This window comes from Pseudomonas sp. rhizo66 (assembly GCF_031931925.1).
Classification (GTDB): domain Bacteria; phylum Pseudomonadota; class Gammaproteobacteria; order Pseudomonadales; family Pseudomonadaceae; genus Aquipseudomonas.
On sequence record NZ_JAUJWZ010000003.1, the window covers coordinates 1 to 14,079 of the forward strand.

11 protein-coding genes are annotated in these 14,079 nt (G+C 59.2%); 5 read left to right on the plus strand and 6 right to left on the minus strand.

Annotated features, from left to right (window positions below):
• Window positions 1–154 precede the first annotated feature (154 nt).
• From ccoM to QZR14_RS04235, 3 genes are all read right to left on the minus strand, one after another.
• Window positions 155–268, minus strand: a complete 114-nt coding sequence (ccoM, locus tag QZR14_RS04225) for a cytochrome c oxidase subunit CcoM (RefSeq protein WP_003222396.1) — start codon at window positions 266–268, stop codon at window positions 155–157.
• A gap of 147 nt (window positions 269–415) precedes the next feature.
• Window positions 416–577 carry a hypothetical protein gene (locus tag QZR14_RS04230; RefSeq protein WP_185036800.1) on the minus strand — a complete coding sequence of 54 codons (162 nt, stop codon included), beginning with the start codon at window positions 575–577 and terminating at the stop codon, window positions 416–418.
• Window positions 578–693: 116 nt separating this feature from the next.
• Window positions 694–1,035, minus strand: coding sequence for a hypothetical protein (locus QZR14_RS04235; protein WP_003222394.1), 342 nt, complete (start codon window positions 1,033–1,035; stop codon window positions 694–696).
• Window positions 1,036–1,276: 241 nt separating this feature from the next.
• Here QZR14_RS04235 and rapA point away from each other — a divergent pair, with 241 nt between their 5' ends.
• Window positions 1,277–4,123: an RNA polymerase-associated protein RapA gene (rapA, locus tag QZR14_RS04240; RefSeq protein ID WP_311995963.1), complete on the plus strand. Its 2,847-nt coding sequence runs from the start codon at window positions 1,277–1,279 to the stop codon at window positions 4,121–4,123.
• A gap of 186 nt (window positions 4,124–4,309) precedes the next feature.
• On the opposite strand, the gene QZR14_RS04245 is transcribed toward rapA, so the two are convergent.
• The gene (locus tag QZR14_RS04245; protein ID WP_250603360.1) at window positions 4,310–5,659 is read right to left on the minus strand and encodes a spinster family MFS transporter; all 1,350 of its coding nucleotides are present in this window, start codon (window positions 5,657–5,659) and stop codon (window positions 4,310–4,312) included.
• 301 nt (window positions 5,660–5,960) lie between these two features.
• Between QZR14_RS04245 and QZR14_RS04250 the strand changes: the two genes are divergently transcribed.
• The gene (locus QZR14_RS04250) at window positions 5,961–6,329 is read left to right on the plus strand and encodes a YkgJ family cysteine cluster protein (protein ID WP_250603358.1); all 369 of its coding nucleotides are present in this window, start codon (window positions 5,961–5,963) and stop codon (window positions 6,327–6,329) included.
• Window positions 6,330–6,478: 149 nt separating this feature from the next.
• Window positions 6,479–8,761 (plus strand): putative bifunctional diguanylate cyclase/phosphodiesterase, encoded by a 2,283-nt coding sequence (locus QZR14_RS04255; protein WP_311995964.1) that lies wholly within the window; start codon window positions 6,479–6,481, stop codon window positions 8,759–8,761.
• Here the strand turns inward: QZR14_RS04255 and QZR14_RS04260 are convergent.
• Window positions 8,652–9,548, minus strand: a complete 897-nt coding sequence (locus QZR14_RS04260; protein ID WP_311995965.1) for an NAD(P)-dependent oxidoreductase — start codon at window positions 9,546–9,548, stop codon at window positions 8,652–8,654. The two genes, QZR14_RS04255 and QZR14_RS04260, sit on opposite strands and share 110 nt — an antisense overlap.
• A gap of 194 nt (window positions 9,549–9,742) precedes the next feature.
• Between QZR14_RS04260 and QZR14_RS04265 the strand changes: the two genes are divergently transcribed.
• On the plus strand, window positions 9,743–11,941 hold the full coding sequence (locus QZR14_RS04265) for a hypothetical protein (protein WP_311995966.1): 2,199 nt from the start codon (window positions 9,743–9,745) through the stop codon (window positions 11,939–11,941).
• 279 nt (window positions 11,942–12,220) lie between these two features.
• Here QZR14_RS04265 and QZR14_RS04270 read toward each other — a convergent pair whose 3' ends face one another.
• Window positions 12,221–12,541 carry a DUF2288 domain-containing protein gene (locus QZR14_RS04270; RefSeq protein WP_250603350.1) on the minus strand — a complete coding sequence of 107 codons (321 nt, stop codon included), beginning with the start codon at window positions 12,539–12,541 and terminating at the stop codon, window positions 12,221–12,223.
• Window positions 12,542–12,894: 353 nt separating this feature from the next.
• Between QZR14_RS04270 and QZR14_RS04275 the strand changes: the two genes are divergently transcribed.
• Window positions 12,895–14,022 carry a branched-chain amino acid ABC transporter substrate-binding protein gene (locus QZR14_RS04275; RefSeq protein ID WP_123452283.1) on the plus strand — a complete coding sequence of 376 codons (1,128 nt, stop codon included), beginning with the start codon at window positions 12,895–12,897 and terminating at the stop codon, window positions 14,020–14,022.
• Window positions 14,023–14,079: the final 57 nt, after the last annotated feature.

The window sequence follows — 14,079 nt, forward strand, 5'->3', positions numbered from 1 at the left end:
GCCGTAAGGGCGGAACCCTAAGCCGCCGTTACCGCAGCAACGGATATTCACAAAAAACACCCACAGCATGGTCGGCCCAAAGGCCGCCAAGGCACAAAAAAAAGGGCAACCGAAGTTGCCCAAAATGCCTTGCGTGCTCATCAATCCAGAAGAATCACTTCTTGCGCTTATTCGCATCCTTCCAGATAAAAAATCCAAACCCTGCAAAAAACAGAACCATCAGCCCTACAGTCAGGACCCCGGCAAACACCACGTTATCGAAAAACATGACTGGCCTCCTGGGCCTCTGCTCTGCTGCGATGGAACCTAAGTTACCAAACACACAGGCGCAAAAATTGACCGGGATCAATACCAGCAACGAAGGGAGTCAAAGGAGGGAAATTAAATGACCTGCATCAACGGATGCAGGCAGAGATCAACGCTTTTTCGGCTTGTTTTTCGACTTTTTCTTGGTTTTTCCCAACGGCATCGCCTGTTCGAACGCCTGGCGCACTTCATTCAGGCGCTTCTCGTTGAGATCATGCACGCGCTTGGCGCGTTCAGTGCTGAGGTCAATCAGTTTGTCGTCTTGGCTCATGGCGTCAGTGCATCACTTCAAAGAATCACAACTGCCACATCATCGGCAGGACTGCGCCAATAATGCAGCCTCAGCCGCGCGCTGACCAGCCGGCAAGCCCAGCGCGGTACAACGACTCAGATCTCGATATCAACCCATAAGCCCTGACGCGGCTGATCTTCCATCAGCGGCACCACCGGCACGGTATTGTCGGCATTCAGTTCGGTGCCAGGCACGGCCAGGTGTTCTTCCGGGTCTTCGTCGGCTTCGCGACGGCGCCGGTCACGCTCCTGTTGGCGACGCTGTTCTTCGCGCGCCAGCAGGCGATCCTCTTCCGGATCACGCTTTTGCAGATCGATCGTGCTTTCGTTGGAGCTTTCCTGCACCGGCACCACCGGAGGAATGTCCGGCCGCTGGCGGATCGGATCCTGCTGGGAAGTGATCGGCACAGCGCTCAGGGGGAGCATCGGTGGCAACATATAAAGGGTCTCCTGTCAGCAGGCTATCGGCTGCGGCAAAGGCGCCTTGAGCCATCCGTCGTAAATCTGTGACCTGGTTAGCACTCACAGGTGCCCTGCACAGGAAGAAAACAGACGCATGACGCTTTTCGTTTCAGCTTGCAGCTCGCGGCTAAAAGCTCGCCGCTGCTCCTAATCCTTTGGCCCTGAAGCCTGCATTCCGTTAAGATAGCCCGCTTTTTCAAGGTGGGAGTCAGGCAGCATGGCGCAGCAGTATCAACCGGGGCAACGCTGGATCAGTGACAGCGAAGCAGAGCTTGGTTTAGGCACCGTTCTGGCACAGGACGGCCGCTTGTTGACCGTGCTTTACCCGGCCACTGGCGAAACCCGCCAGTACGCGCTACGGAATGCGCCCCTGACCCGCGTGCGGTTCTCGCCGGGTGACAGCATCACCCACTTCGAAGGCTGGAAGATGACCGTGCAGCAAGTCGATGATGTCGACGGGCTGATGGTCTATCACGGTCTCAACGGGCAGAACGAAGCCGTCACCCTGCCGGAAACCCAGCTGTCGAACTTCATCCAGTTCCGTCTGGCCAGCGATCGTCTGTTCGCCGGGCAGATCGACCCACTGGCGTGGTTCTCGCTGCGTTACAACACCCTCGAACACACCAGCCGCCAGTTGCAATCGTCGCTCTGGGGCCTGGGTGGCGTTCGCGCTCAGCCAATCGCGCACCAATTGCACATCGCCCGTGAAGTCGCCGACCGTATCGCCCCGCGCGTTCTGCTGGCGGACGAAGTGGGTCTGGGTAAAACCATCGAAGCCGGTCTGGTGATCCATCGCCAACTGCTCTCGGGCCGCGCCAACCGCGTGTTGATCCTGGTGCCGGAAAACCTCCAGCACCAGTGGCTGGTCGAAATGCGCCGCCGCTTCAACCTGCAAGTTGCGCTGTTCGACGAAGAACGTTTCATCGAAAGCGATGCCACCAACCCGTTCGAGGACACCCAACTGGCGCTGGTTGCGCTGGAGTGGCTGGTCGACGACGAGAAGGCCCAGGACGCACTGTTCGCCGCCGGTTGGGATTTGCTGGTGGTCGACGAAGCCCACCACCTGGTCTGGCACGAAGACAAGGCCAGCCCGGAATACTCGCTGGTCGAGCAACTCGCCGAAGTCATCCCGGGCGTGCTGCTGCTCACCGCCACCCCGGAACAACTCGGTCAGGACAGCCACTTCGCCCGTCTGCGCCTGCTCGATCCGAACCGTTTCCATGACCTGGCTGCGTTCCGCGCCGAGAGCGACAACTATCGCCCGGTGGCCGAAGCCGTGCAGGAACTGCTCGACAAGGGCCGTCTCTCGGCCGAAGCGCACAAGACCATTCACGGTTTCCTCGGCAACGAAGGCGAAGCCCTGCTGACCGCAGTCAACGATGGCGACACCGAAGCCAGTGCGCGCCTGGTGCGTGAACTGCTCGATCGCCACGGCACCGGCCGCGTGCTGTTCCGTAACACCCGCGCAGCCGTGCAAGGGTTCCCGGAGCGCAAACTGCACCCGTACCCGCTGCCATGCCCGGACGAATACCTCGAACTGCCGCTGGGCGAACACGCCGAACTGTACCCGGAAGTCAGCTTCCAGGCCCTGCCGGACGCCAGCGAAGAAGAGCGCTGGTGGAAATTCGACCCACGCGTCGAGTGGCTGATTGATCAGCTGAAAATGCTCAAGCGCACCAAAGTGCTGGTGATCTGCGCCCACGCCGAAACTGCGATGGACCTGGAAGACGCCCTGCGCGTGCGTTCCGGCATCCCGGCCACGGTGTTCCATGAAGGCATGAACATCCTTGAGCGTGACCGCGCCGCCGCCTACTTCGCCGACGAAGAGTTTGGCGCGCAAGTGCTGATCTGCTCGGAAATCGGCAGTGAAGGTCGCAACTTCCAGTTCGCGCACCACCTGGTGCTGTTCGATCTGCCGTCGCACCCGGACCTGCTCGAGCAGCGTATCGGTCGTCTCGACCGGATCGGCCAGAAGCACATCATCGAACTGCACGTGCCGTACCTGGAAACCAGCCCGCAAGAGCGTCTGTTCCAGTGGTACCACGAAGCGCTGAACGCGTTCCTCAACACCTGCCCGACCGGCAACGCCTTGCAGCACCAGTTCGGCCCGCGCCTGCTGCCGTTGCTCGAAGAGGCCGACGACAGCGAGTGGCAAGCGCTGATCGACGAGGCACGCGCCGAGCGCGAGCGCCTGGAAGCCGAACTGCACACCGGTCGCGACCGTTTGCTGGAGTTGAACTCCGGCGGTGCCGGCGAAGGTGAAGCGCTGGTCGAGGCGATCCTTGAGCAAGACGATCAGTTCGCCCTGCCGATCTACATGGAAACCCTGTTCGACGCGTTCGGCATCGACAGCGAAGACCATTCGGAAAACGCCCTGATCCTCAAGCCGAGCGAGAAAATGCTCGACGCCAGCTTCCCGCTGGGCGACGACGAAGGCGTGACCATCACCTACGACCGCAACCAGGCGCTGTCGCGTGAAGACATGCAGTTCATCACCTGGGAACACCCGATGGTGCAGGGCGGCATGGACCTGGTGCTGTCCGGTTCGATGGGCAACACCGCCGTCGCGCTGATCAAGAACAAGGCATTGAAGCCGGGCACTGTGCTGCTGGAACTGCTCTACGTCAGCGAAGTGGTTGCACCGCGCTCGCTGCAACTGGGCCGTTACCTGCCGCCGGCCGCCCTGCGCTGCCTGCTCGACGCCAACGGCAACGACCTGTCGCCACGGGTTTCCTTTGAAACGCTGAACGATCAGCTGGAAAGCGTGCCGCGTGCCAGCGCCAACAAGTTCATCCAGGCCCAGCGCGATCAACTGACGCCACGGATCAACGCCGGTGAAGACAAGATCGCCCCGCGTCACGCCGAGCGCGTGGCCGAGGCCCGCCGCCGTCTGGCGGCCGACACCGACGAAGAACTGGCACGCCTGACCGCGTTGCAGGCGGTCAACCCGACCGTGCGTGACAGCGAACTGGAAGCGTTGCGCACACAACGTGAGCAGGGTCTGGCGATGCTGGATAAAGCGGCGTTGCGTCTGGAAGCGATCCGGGTGTTGGTGGCGGGTTAATCGCCCTGCTCCAGCGCTGAAAACAACAAGGCCCGCAGCGATGCGGGCCTTTTTTGTTTGCCTGTGATTTTTCAGCTGATGCTGATGGCCTCATCGCTGGCAAGCCAGCTCCCACAGGTTTCGGGTCGTTTACAGATTATGTGTACGACTCGGTCACTGTGGGAGCTGGCTTGCCAGCGATGACGGCTATGCGGTCGCTACTGCAACCTCTGGCTCAACCACAGCCACCAACCCCTCCTTCATCCGCTTCGCATCCCGCACAAAACACCGCGCAGCCAGAAACAGAAACACCATGGTCAAAAACAACGCCACCGGAATCAGGTACATCGCATCATGCAGGCCGACGGCCTTGAACGCCTCGGTCATCTGCTCCGCTCCCGCCGCCAACATCGCGGTATGGGCAAAATGATCCGACAAGCCACCGACCACCACCGGCCCCAGACCACCGCCCAGCAGATACAACCCGGCAAAGAACAACGCCATCGCGGTCGCCCGCAGACGCGGTTCGACCACGTCCTGAATCGCCGTGTAAACGCAGGTGTAAAAATTGTAGGCAAACAGCCAACCAACACTGAACACAGCGACAAATACACCAATCTCGATCCGCCCGGCATGCAACGCCCACGCCGTGCACAGGGTCGAGATGATCAGACTGAACGCGGCAAACAGCAGCCGCCCGTTGGCCACGCGCTGGTGAATCTTGTCGGCAATCCAGCCGCCCAACGTCAGACCTACCAGCCCAGTCACACCGACGATCATCCCGGTAGCCACCGCCGCGTCCTGCAACGGCATCAGGAAATAGCGCTGCAGCATCGGCACCAGAAACGAGTTGCAGGCATACGTCGCGAAGTTGAAGCACAACCCGGCCATGACCAGCCAGAGAAAAGTCGGCACCGCCAGAATCCGGCGGATCGGCTTGTCGACTTTCTCCTGGGAGACCTGCACGGTCTCCGCAGCGCCGCGCTTCGGCTCTTTAATGAAGAACATGAAAACCGCCAGGATCAGCCCCGGCACTGCGGCAATAAAGAACGGCGCACGCCAGCTGTCGAACGCCTTGACCATCCAGCCAATGGTGAAGAACGCCAGCAACAATCCCAGTGGCAAACCGAGCATGAAAATGCCCATGGCCCGCGCCCGACGATGGGCCGGAAACAAATCACCGATCAACGAGTTGGCCGCCGGGGCGTAACTGGCCTCACCGATACCGATGCCCATGCGCACGATCAGGAAGCTCCAGAAACTGCCAACCAGGCCGTTGACCGCCGTCAGCGCACTCCACGTCGCCAGGCCCCAGCCCATCAATTTGCTGCGCGAACCGGTGTCGGCCATGCGCCCCAGCGGCAGGCCGGCAATCGCGTAAACAATGGTGAAGGCGGTACCGACAATGCCCAGTTGAAAGTCACTGAGGTGCCATTCCATGCGGATCGGTTCGATGATGATCGCCGGAATGGTGCGGTCGAAGAAGTTGAACAGGTTGGCCAGGAACAGCAGGAACAGAATGCGCCAGGCATTCGCCGCTTGGGTCGAGTTCTGCATGGGTCCGTCTCTTTATTGTTATAGGGCTTCACTGCCACTGCATCCGAGCCCGGAACCTGCAATCTAGTCAGCCCGGACTGGCCTGTCTGTGATCATTCGTCTGCCTGATATCGGGCCATGGCACTGTAACGAAACGTAAGCCCTTGATAAGCCTGCAATCCCCCGAAAAACGGGGCTTTTGCGGCAAAATCCTGCCACAAAAAAATAGTTTCGCGCCCCCCTTCCCAAGTCTGCGGCAAAGCCTAGAATGGCCGCCGGATCCGTCCGGATCTCCCGATCAATCCCTTTGATACCCTCGCCCATGTCCGAAGTCAGTCCGTGTCTGAATTGCGGTGCCTGCTGTTCCCATTTTCGCGTGTCTTTCTTTTGGGGCGAGTGCGCTTCCTCCGGTGGCACGGTGCCCGATGAGCTGGTCACGCAGATCAGTCCCAGTCGGGTAGCGATGAACGGCACCGACTGTAAATCGCCGCGTTGCACGGCGTTGGTCGGAGAAGTCGGCAGCGAGGTGAAGTGCTCGATTTATGAACTGCGCTCCAGCCCTTGCCGCGAATTCGAGTCGTCATGGGAAAATGGCGAGCAGAATGTCGATTGCGATAAGGCCCGCGCGCGTTTTGGCTTGCCGCCCCTGCAACCCGACTGGGCGCAGATTCCTCTCGAACAGATCGCGTAAGTTTTTAGCGCCAATCGCTATGACGCTAATGCCAAAATCATTAGTGCCCATGTGCCACTACCGCTTGCACCCCGAAATCGGCCTCTATACTCCTGACATTCAACTGCGTTCAACGCGCACTCGGGACGACTTCAGAGACGGGGCATGCTATGGAGTGGCTTGGTTTGCAGTTTGTTGCCGAGCTGCCGGCGAGCGGGCAGGTCATCCTCGATTGCAGTCACAACCCTCTCCTGGTGATGGTGGCGTATCTGGTCGCCTGCGCAGCCAGTTTTGCCACCCTGGATATGGCTGAACGCGTCGTACATGCCGAAGATCCCGGGTCGCGGCGGATCTGGCGCTGGATCGGCGCGACCTGCCTGGCCGGCGGCATCTGGGCCATGCATTTCATCGGCATGCTGGCTTTCCAGACACCGATCGACATTCAGTATGACCTCGGCATCACCCTTTTCTCGTTGCTGATCGCCCTGCTCGCCTCTTGGCTGGCCATGCAAACCCTGAGCGAAGTGCAGCCGAGTGCGTTGCATTGCTTGAAAACCGCGTTTGTCATCGGCCTGGGCATCGCCGGCATGCATTACGTTGGCATGGCGGCCATGAAGTCGAGCGCCACCGCCTACTATCAGCCGGGGCTGTTCGCGCTGTCGGTGGCGATCGCCATCGGCGCCAGTTTCGCCGCGCTGTGGGTAGCCCGTTATCTGAGCGAAGGCAACGGCGTGGTGCATCAGTTGCTCAAGTACAGCGCTGCGCTGATTCTCGGCGCTGGCATTATCAGCATGCATTTCACCGGCATGGCGGCGCTGGATCTGGTTCTTCCCGAGGGAGGCCTGACAGCGAGCGGCGGCGATAACGGGCACCTGCAACTGGGCCTGACCGTGGCGCTGATCATCCTGCTGATCCTTGGCAGTGCGATCAGTGCGGCGCTGGCCGACAAGAAACTGCAGAACAAGGAAGAGGACCTGCGCCGCGTCAACGCCTTGCTCAGCCAGCTCGATCAGGCGCGCATGTCGCTGCAACAAGCGGCCAACTACGACGCCCTGACCAACTTGATCAACCGTCGCGGATTCAATCAGATCTTTGCCGAAAAGCTCTGTCAGAAGACCACTGAAGGCGGCATGCTCGCAGTGATGTTTCTCGACATCGACCACTTCAAACGGATCAACGACAGCCTCGGCCATGACGCCGGTGACGAGTTGCTCAAGGTCATCGCCAATCACATAAAAGGCTCGGTACGCAGCCATGAAGACGTGGTCGCACGTTTCGGTGGCGACGAGTTCTGCATCCTCATCAACCTGCATGACCGCGAAGAAGCCCGCAACATGGCCCAGCGCATCATGCTCAAGATGAAGGAGCCCATCGAACTTGCCGGGCGCCGTATGGTGATGACCACCAGCATCGGCATCAGCCTGTTTCCGGAGGATGGCAGCACCTGCGAGGAACTGCTCAAGCACGCGGATCTGGCGCTGTATCAATCCAAAGGTGCGGGGCGCAACGGCCTGCATTTTTTCAGTTCCAACCTCAAGACCCGCGCCAGCTTCGAGCTGCAACTGGAAGAAGAATTGCGCCACGCCTTGCGCGAAGAAAACGGCCTGATGCTGTATTACCAACCGATCTTCGAACTGAAGACCGGTCGCGTTACCAAGCTTGAAGCGCTGATTCGCTGGCAACATCCGCTGCACGGCTTGCTGACCCCGGATCGCTTTATCTCCATCGCCGAAAACAACGGCCTGATTGCCGAACTGGACAACTGGGTGCTGCGCCGGGCCTGCAAGGATCTGGGTGAATTGTCGCGGCATGGCTGCGAAGAACTGAAAATTGCCTGGAACTGCTCACCGCTCAACCTCACCCGGGAGGAACTGGCCAACGAAATCGAAAGCGCATTACGCAGCGCCGGGGTAGCGCCGGAACGGCTGGAGCTGGAAGTCACCGAGAATGCGCTGATGGGCAACATCGCCAACACCCTGGTACTGCTGCGCCAGATCCGCGCGCTTGGCGTCTCACTGTCGATTGACGACTTCGGCACCGGTTACTCTTCGCTGGCCTACCTCAAGCGCCTGCCGCTCAACACCCTGAAAATCGACCGCTCGTTCATCCTCGACATTCCCACGGCGACCGCCGACATGGAGATCGTCCAGGCGATCATCGTGATGGCGCACACCTTGCATTTGCAGGTGGTGACCGAAGGCGTGGAAAGCCTGGAGCAGTACGAATTCCTTGAACGCTCGGGCTGCGATTTCATTCAGGGTTACCTGCTCAGTCGCCCGGTGCCGCTGGACGAGTTGCGTCCGGTGCTGGAAGAAATCAATCAGCGCAAGCCTTCAATCGCGGTCAATCCGCTGATGCTGGCGCGCGGTACATTTGCACCAGTGTCGCTGGATCCTGCGCCAAAAAGCCTTGCGCCCCATGCAGGCGCATCAGTTGTGCGGCCAATCCGCTGATTGGCGTCGCCGAGCCCTGTTCGCGGGAGAATTTGACGGCGGTGTCGAGATCCTTGAGCAAGGTGCGCACGTGCCATTTGATCGGTTCGAATCGGCTTTCGGCCATTTGTGGAGCGAGGATCTGCAACGGTTTCGAATCGGCAAAACCGCCGGCCAATGCTTCGGCAATCAGGCTCGCATCGACCCCGGCCTGCTCTGCCAGCGCCACCACTTCGGCAATCACCAGCGCGTTGCAGGCGACAATCATCTGGTTGCAGGCCTTGGTCACCTGCCCGGCACCGATGCCGCCCATGTGCGTAACGCGCTGACCGAGGCTGAGCAACACCGGGCGTACGCGCTGAAGATCGGCCGCTTCGCCGCCAACCATGATCGCCAGGCTGCCCGCCTCGGCACCCACCACACCGCCGGACACGGGTGAGTCCAGCCAGCTCATGCCGGTTTTCTCCAGCAATTGCGCCGCCATTTCGCGTGTGGCCGTCGGTTCAAGGCTGGAAAAATCCACCAGCAACTGGCCTTTTTTCGCGCCTTCAGCGACACCCGCCGGGCCAAACACTACCTCGCGAACCACCGCCGTGTCCGCCAGACAGAGCATTACCACCTCGGCGTGTTCGCACAGTTCAGCGGGGCTCGCTACCTGTCGCGCGCCAGCTTCGACCAGTGGTGCGCACTTCACCGGGTTGCGATTCCACACGCTCAGCGGATAACCCGCCGCCAATAAACGCCGGCACATGGGCAGGCCCATCAGACCGATTCCGGCGAACCCCAACGAAGGTAGCGTTGACATCATTTTGCCTCTTTTCGATTAAAGATCGCCGAATAATGGCCGATTCATCAACGATCAGGAAAGGATTCCCCCCAGCGACAGTCAGGCCAAAATCCTGATGCTCGGGCTCAATTCGCGCACAAAGACGCGAGATCTTATTCCGTGAGGTTCGCCGGCATTGGCCTGCGAGCCAACCCAGTCCAGGTATATGGCGCACAATGACTTCTAAAAACAATCCCGCCACTGCGGTATCCGATCTGACTTTGAGCCCCGCCGCCAACAGCCCGTCACCGTCGAAGCCCTTGCTCCCGTCGCGCCCGCTGTCGACTCAGCAATACCTGTACTTCACCGAAACCAATACCGACCGCATTCTCGACAACCTCGACGGCCTGCGTGATCTGGTGTTCCCGCGCCCGCCGCACCTGGAAGGCGACAACGAACAGCACAACGACCAGGAATTCCCCTCGGTGTGCCTGATCGGCCTCGGTCGCTGCGGCTCGAACATTGCCCTGGATGTCGCGGAGCTGGTGTACAACGCGCGCAAGTTCTACCTCAACGAATTCAACAACGAAGACCGTGCGGCGGATCGGCGTCTGGCCGACAAGGGCTACAGCCCGGCCCAGTGGATCAAGAACAACCTGCGGATCGGCCCGAACAAATCGACCAAACCGGTGTTCCTGGTCGAACCGCTGGTGATGCTCGGCGACCTCGACAAGGACATCGCCGGGCGCATCCGTTTTTCGCGCAAGGGCGAGAAAAGCGGCTTCCTGCGCGACTACAGCAAAATGAAGATCATGGACTTGTCCGAAGTCCACGCCGGTGGCGCCGGTAACGCGCCGATCCTCGGCCAGTACCTGGCGAAGATCATCCTCAACAAGGACACCCAGCGTTTCTCCAGCCCTGACTGGAAAATGATCCATTCGTACCTGATCGACAGCTGCGGCATCAAAGCCAACCAGTCGCGCCTGTATTTCTCGATCTTCAGTGCCGGCGGCGGTACCGGTTCCGGAATGGCCTCGGAATTCGGTCTGGCCCAGCAGCACTCGTACATGAACAAGACGTTCGACACCAAGCCGATGGACGAGCATGACGGCAAGAGCGGTCATTCGTTCGTGTTCGAACCGATCTTCACCAGCGGCATCTGCGTGCTGCCGAACATTTCCGATCACCGCAGCGAAATGTCCGAGGCGCTGCACATCAACGCCGGGCGCCTGCTGTGCAAATACCTCTCGGAAGAATGGGATTTCTCTTACAACTTCGCCAACGAAGACAGCAGCGAAGCCAGCGTCATGGGGCGTATTCGCCCGTGGAACGCGATGATGCTGATCTCCAACGACATCATGCGTTACGCCGAAGAGAGCGATGACGGCAACATCCAGAACATTGATGTCAATGCCATGGAGAAGCACGCCAACCAGTACATCTCGCAGCAGATCTTCAACATTCTGACAGCGCAGGCCGTCACCACTGACTACGACCAGAACTACTTCCGCCGCGCCGGCATCGACATCGGCGAAACCATTCGCCTCGACGCCAACGACCTGTTCATGAGTCTGGCCGGCCCGGTGGCGATCGCCTACGCCGAATCGGTAGTGCCGGAAACACCGCCGCCGAGCAGCGACAAATTCAAGGTGTTCGACAAAGAACCCCAGCGCCTGAACATCGACGACCTGTTCTTCCGCTCGATCGACCTGCCGCACTTCAACAAAGTGACGCAAGCGATCGAAGGCATCAGCCTGTTGCCGATCGAATCCAAGCGTTATCGCGCCTCGCTTGAGCAGTACAAGAATTCCGGCTACGACGCCGCAGCGCTGCATGACCTGCACTTCTTCAAGAACTGCTCGTCGGTGGTCTCGATCGTTTCGCTGCCGAAAGACTACAAGCTGTCGTACATGGACCTGAACCGGTTGAAGACTCACCTCAACAGCCTGTTCCCCAACACTACGCTCAAGCGTTACGCACTGGTGATCGGCGCTTCGGCGAACCTGTCGCTGACCACTCTGATCGCCAAGAGCCCGTGCCTGTCGGACGATTTCCTGACGTTGATCGTGGCGTTCATCAAGCGCTGCTTCGCGAAGAACCCGTACCGTTTCGACGATACCCTGGACAACTCGATCCTCGATTTCATCATCAACGAAGAGTTCGACGAAGACCGCATTGATGATCTGCTCAACGAGTTCGAGAACCCGGCGAAGATCCTCGACACCAACTGGTATGCGATCAAGCCGATGTACGAGAAGAAGTACCGCGAGCTGATCAACGACAAAGAGAAGTTTGTCTCGATCAACGACATTCGCCTGTCGCGTGATTGCGTGAAGAAGTCGATCAAGTACCTGCGCGAAATTTACCGTCACCGGATTGGCAAGACCAAGGTTATTTCCCTGAATAACCATACCGGCAAGTCTTACTCGGTCTGATCCAGAACCGAGTCGCCCCATTCGCGAGCAGGCTCGCTCCCACATTGGAATGCATTCCCCTGTGGGAGCCAGCCTGCTCGCGAAGAGGCCTTCAAATTCACTGAAGATTTCAGCCTTTCCAACATCCAGAAACAATTAAGCAGCCGTTAGGCTGCTTACTAAACTGTTCCCGTTACGTTTACGTCACCGTGAGGTCACCCGCGCTTGTGGCGTTTCTCTACGGCAACGTGCCATCACGCTACTCCGCTACACACTTTTCGCCGTTGGCGGGCCGCACCATCAAGGTGCAACGTCTGCGGCGACTGCCCTTTCCTGGATCAGAATCCACGGCGAAACCACCACCGCCCACAACGATGGATCGCGCTCGAAAAGATCCAGCGCCCGCGTTTCAGACAGCTTCGCGACCTTGTCTTCGGCCAGCCAGGCAGCCACTTTCTCGCCATCATCTGACGCCACGGCCTCGGCGGCAGCGATCAAATCCAGCGCAGGGTCGACCCACAATAGGGCACCCTTGGCGAAGAACGGCTCCAACTCTTTCCAGGTAATAGATGCGGTTTCACCAAGCAGCTTGGCATAGAGGGTGCTAGGTTCTTGATTCATGGGGTGCTGTCCGGAAAAGAAATCGACGCAAATGATAACGTCGGTGGTCCGTCAGCAAAACCCGGTTGCAAATGGCTGCACCGAACGAAAAGAGCAGGAACGCCAGGGAATGCTGCTGATTGGGCTATATGCCCACGAACGCCCCGCCGCAATTCTGTCTTTTTCATTCAAAAATGCGACACCTCCAAGTTTTGCCCCTCGGCGCCCGCTTCCCAGGCTGACAACCGGCGCTCTACACTGTACCGGTACAGTTGCCGGGGGCATTTCCGGAGGGTATCGCAAAGATATCTGACCCGGTTCTGCTGCTACGGCGCCAGAACTCAAAAAAATTACAACAGTAAGAGTGGAGCACTATGACTAAGGCTACTAAGCAGATTTCCAAACTGTTTGCCGCTATGGTTCTGGCCGGGGTTGCCAGCCATTCGTTCGCAGCTGACACCATCAAAATCGGTATCGCCGGTCCCAAGACCGGTCCAGTAGCCCAGTACGGCGACATGCAGTTCAGTGGCGCGAAAATGGCCATCGAGCAAATCAACGCCAAGGGCGGCGTCGACGGCAAGAAACTCGAAGCCGTTGAATACGACGATGCCTGCGATCCAAAACAAGCGGTAGCGGTCGCGAACAAGGTCGTCAACGACGGCGTCAAGTTCGTGGTCGGTCACCTGTGCTCCAGCTCCACTCAACCGGCTTCGGACATCTACGAAGACGAAGGCGTGATCATGATTACCCCGGCTGCCACCAGCCCGGACATCACCGCCCGTGGTTACAAAATGGTCTTCCGTACCATCGGTCTGGACAGCGCCCAGGGCCCTGCCGCCGGTAACTACATTGCCGATCACGTGAAACCGAAAATCGTTGCAGTCCTGCACGACAAACAGCAATACGGTGAAGGCATCGCTACCGCCGTTAAAGCCACCCTCGAGAAGAAAGGCACCAAAGTTGCCGTGTTCGAAGGCGTCAATGCCGGCGACAAGGACTTCTCCTCGATCATCGCCAAACTCAAGCAAGCCAACGTCGACTTCGTTTACTACGGCGGCTACCACCCGGAGCTGGGTCTGATCCTGCGTCAGTCCGCTGAAAAAGGCCTGAAAGCCAAGTTCATGGGTCCGGAAGGCGTGGGTAACGACTCCATTTCGCAGATCGCCAAAGACGCTTCCGAAGGTCTGCTGGTGACCCTGCCGAAATCCTTCGACCAGGATCCAGCGAACGTTGCCCTGGCTGATGCATTCAAGGCGAAGAAAGAAGACCCGAGCGGCCCGTTCGTGTTCCCTTCCTACTCGGCGGTTGAAGTGATTGCCGGCGGTATCACCGCAGCCAAATCCGAAGACCCTGCCAAAGTGGCCGAAGCCATTCACGCCGGCACCTTCAAAACCCCGACTGGCGACCTGAGCTTCGACGCCAAGGGCGACCTGAAGGACTTCAAATTCGTGGTTTACGAGTGGCACTTCGGCAAACCAAAAACTGAAGCTTCGCCTCAGTAAGGCGCGCCCTGACTGACTGCCAATAAAGCCCACGGCGTGCCGTGGGCTTTGTTTTAC

Coding starts and splice junctions, on each gene's coding strand:
- QZR14_RS04250 (WP_250603358.1), top strand. CDS start 5,961: ATGTCCGAAGTCAGTCCGTGTCTGAATTGCGGTGCCTGCTGTTCCCAT.
- QZR14_RS04275 (WP_123452283.1), top strand. CDS start 12,895: ATGACTAAGGCTACTAAGCAGATTTCCAAACTGTTTGCCGCTATGGTT.
- QZR14_RS04265 (WP_311995966.1), top strand. CDS start 9,743: ATGACTTCTAAAAACAATCCCGCCACTGCGGTATCCGATCTGACTTTG.
- QZR14_RS04235 (WP_003222394.1), bottom strand. CDS start 1,035: ATGTTGCCACCGATGCTCCCCCTGAGCGCTGTGCCGATCACTTCCCAG.
- QZR14_RS04260 (WP_311995965.1), bottom strand. CDS start 9,548: ATGATGTCAACGCTACCTTCGTTGGGGTTCGCCGGAATCGGTCTGATG.
- QZR14_RS04230 (WP_185036800.1), bottom strand. CDS start 577: ATGAGCCAAGACGACAAACTGATTGACCTCAGCACTGAACGCGCCAAG.
- QZR14_RS04270 (WP_250603350.1), bottom strand. CDS start 12,541: ATGAATCAAGAACCTAGCACCCTCTATGCCAAGCTGCTTGGTGAAACC.
- QZR14_RS04255 (WP_311995964.1), top strand. CDS start 6,479: ATGGAGTGGCTTGGTTTGCAGTTTGTTGCCGAGCTGCCGGCGAGCGGG.
- ccoM (WP_003222396.1), bottom strand. CDS start 268: ATGTTTTTCGATAACGTGGTGTTTGCCGGGGTCCTGACTGTAGGGCTG.
- rapA (WP_311995963.1), top strand. CDS start 1,277: ATGGCGCAGCAGTATCAACCGGGGCAACGCTGGATCAGTGACAGCGAA.
- QZR14_RS04245 (WP_250603360.1), bottom strand. CDS start 5,659: ATGCAGAACTCGACCCAAGCGGCGAATGCCTGGCGCATTCTGTTCCTG.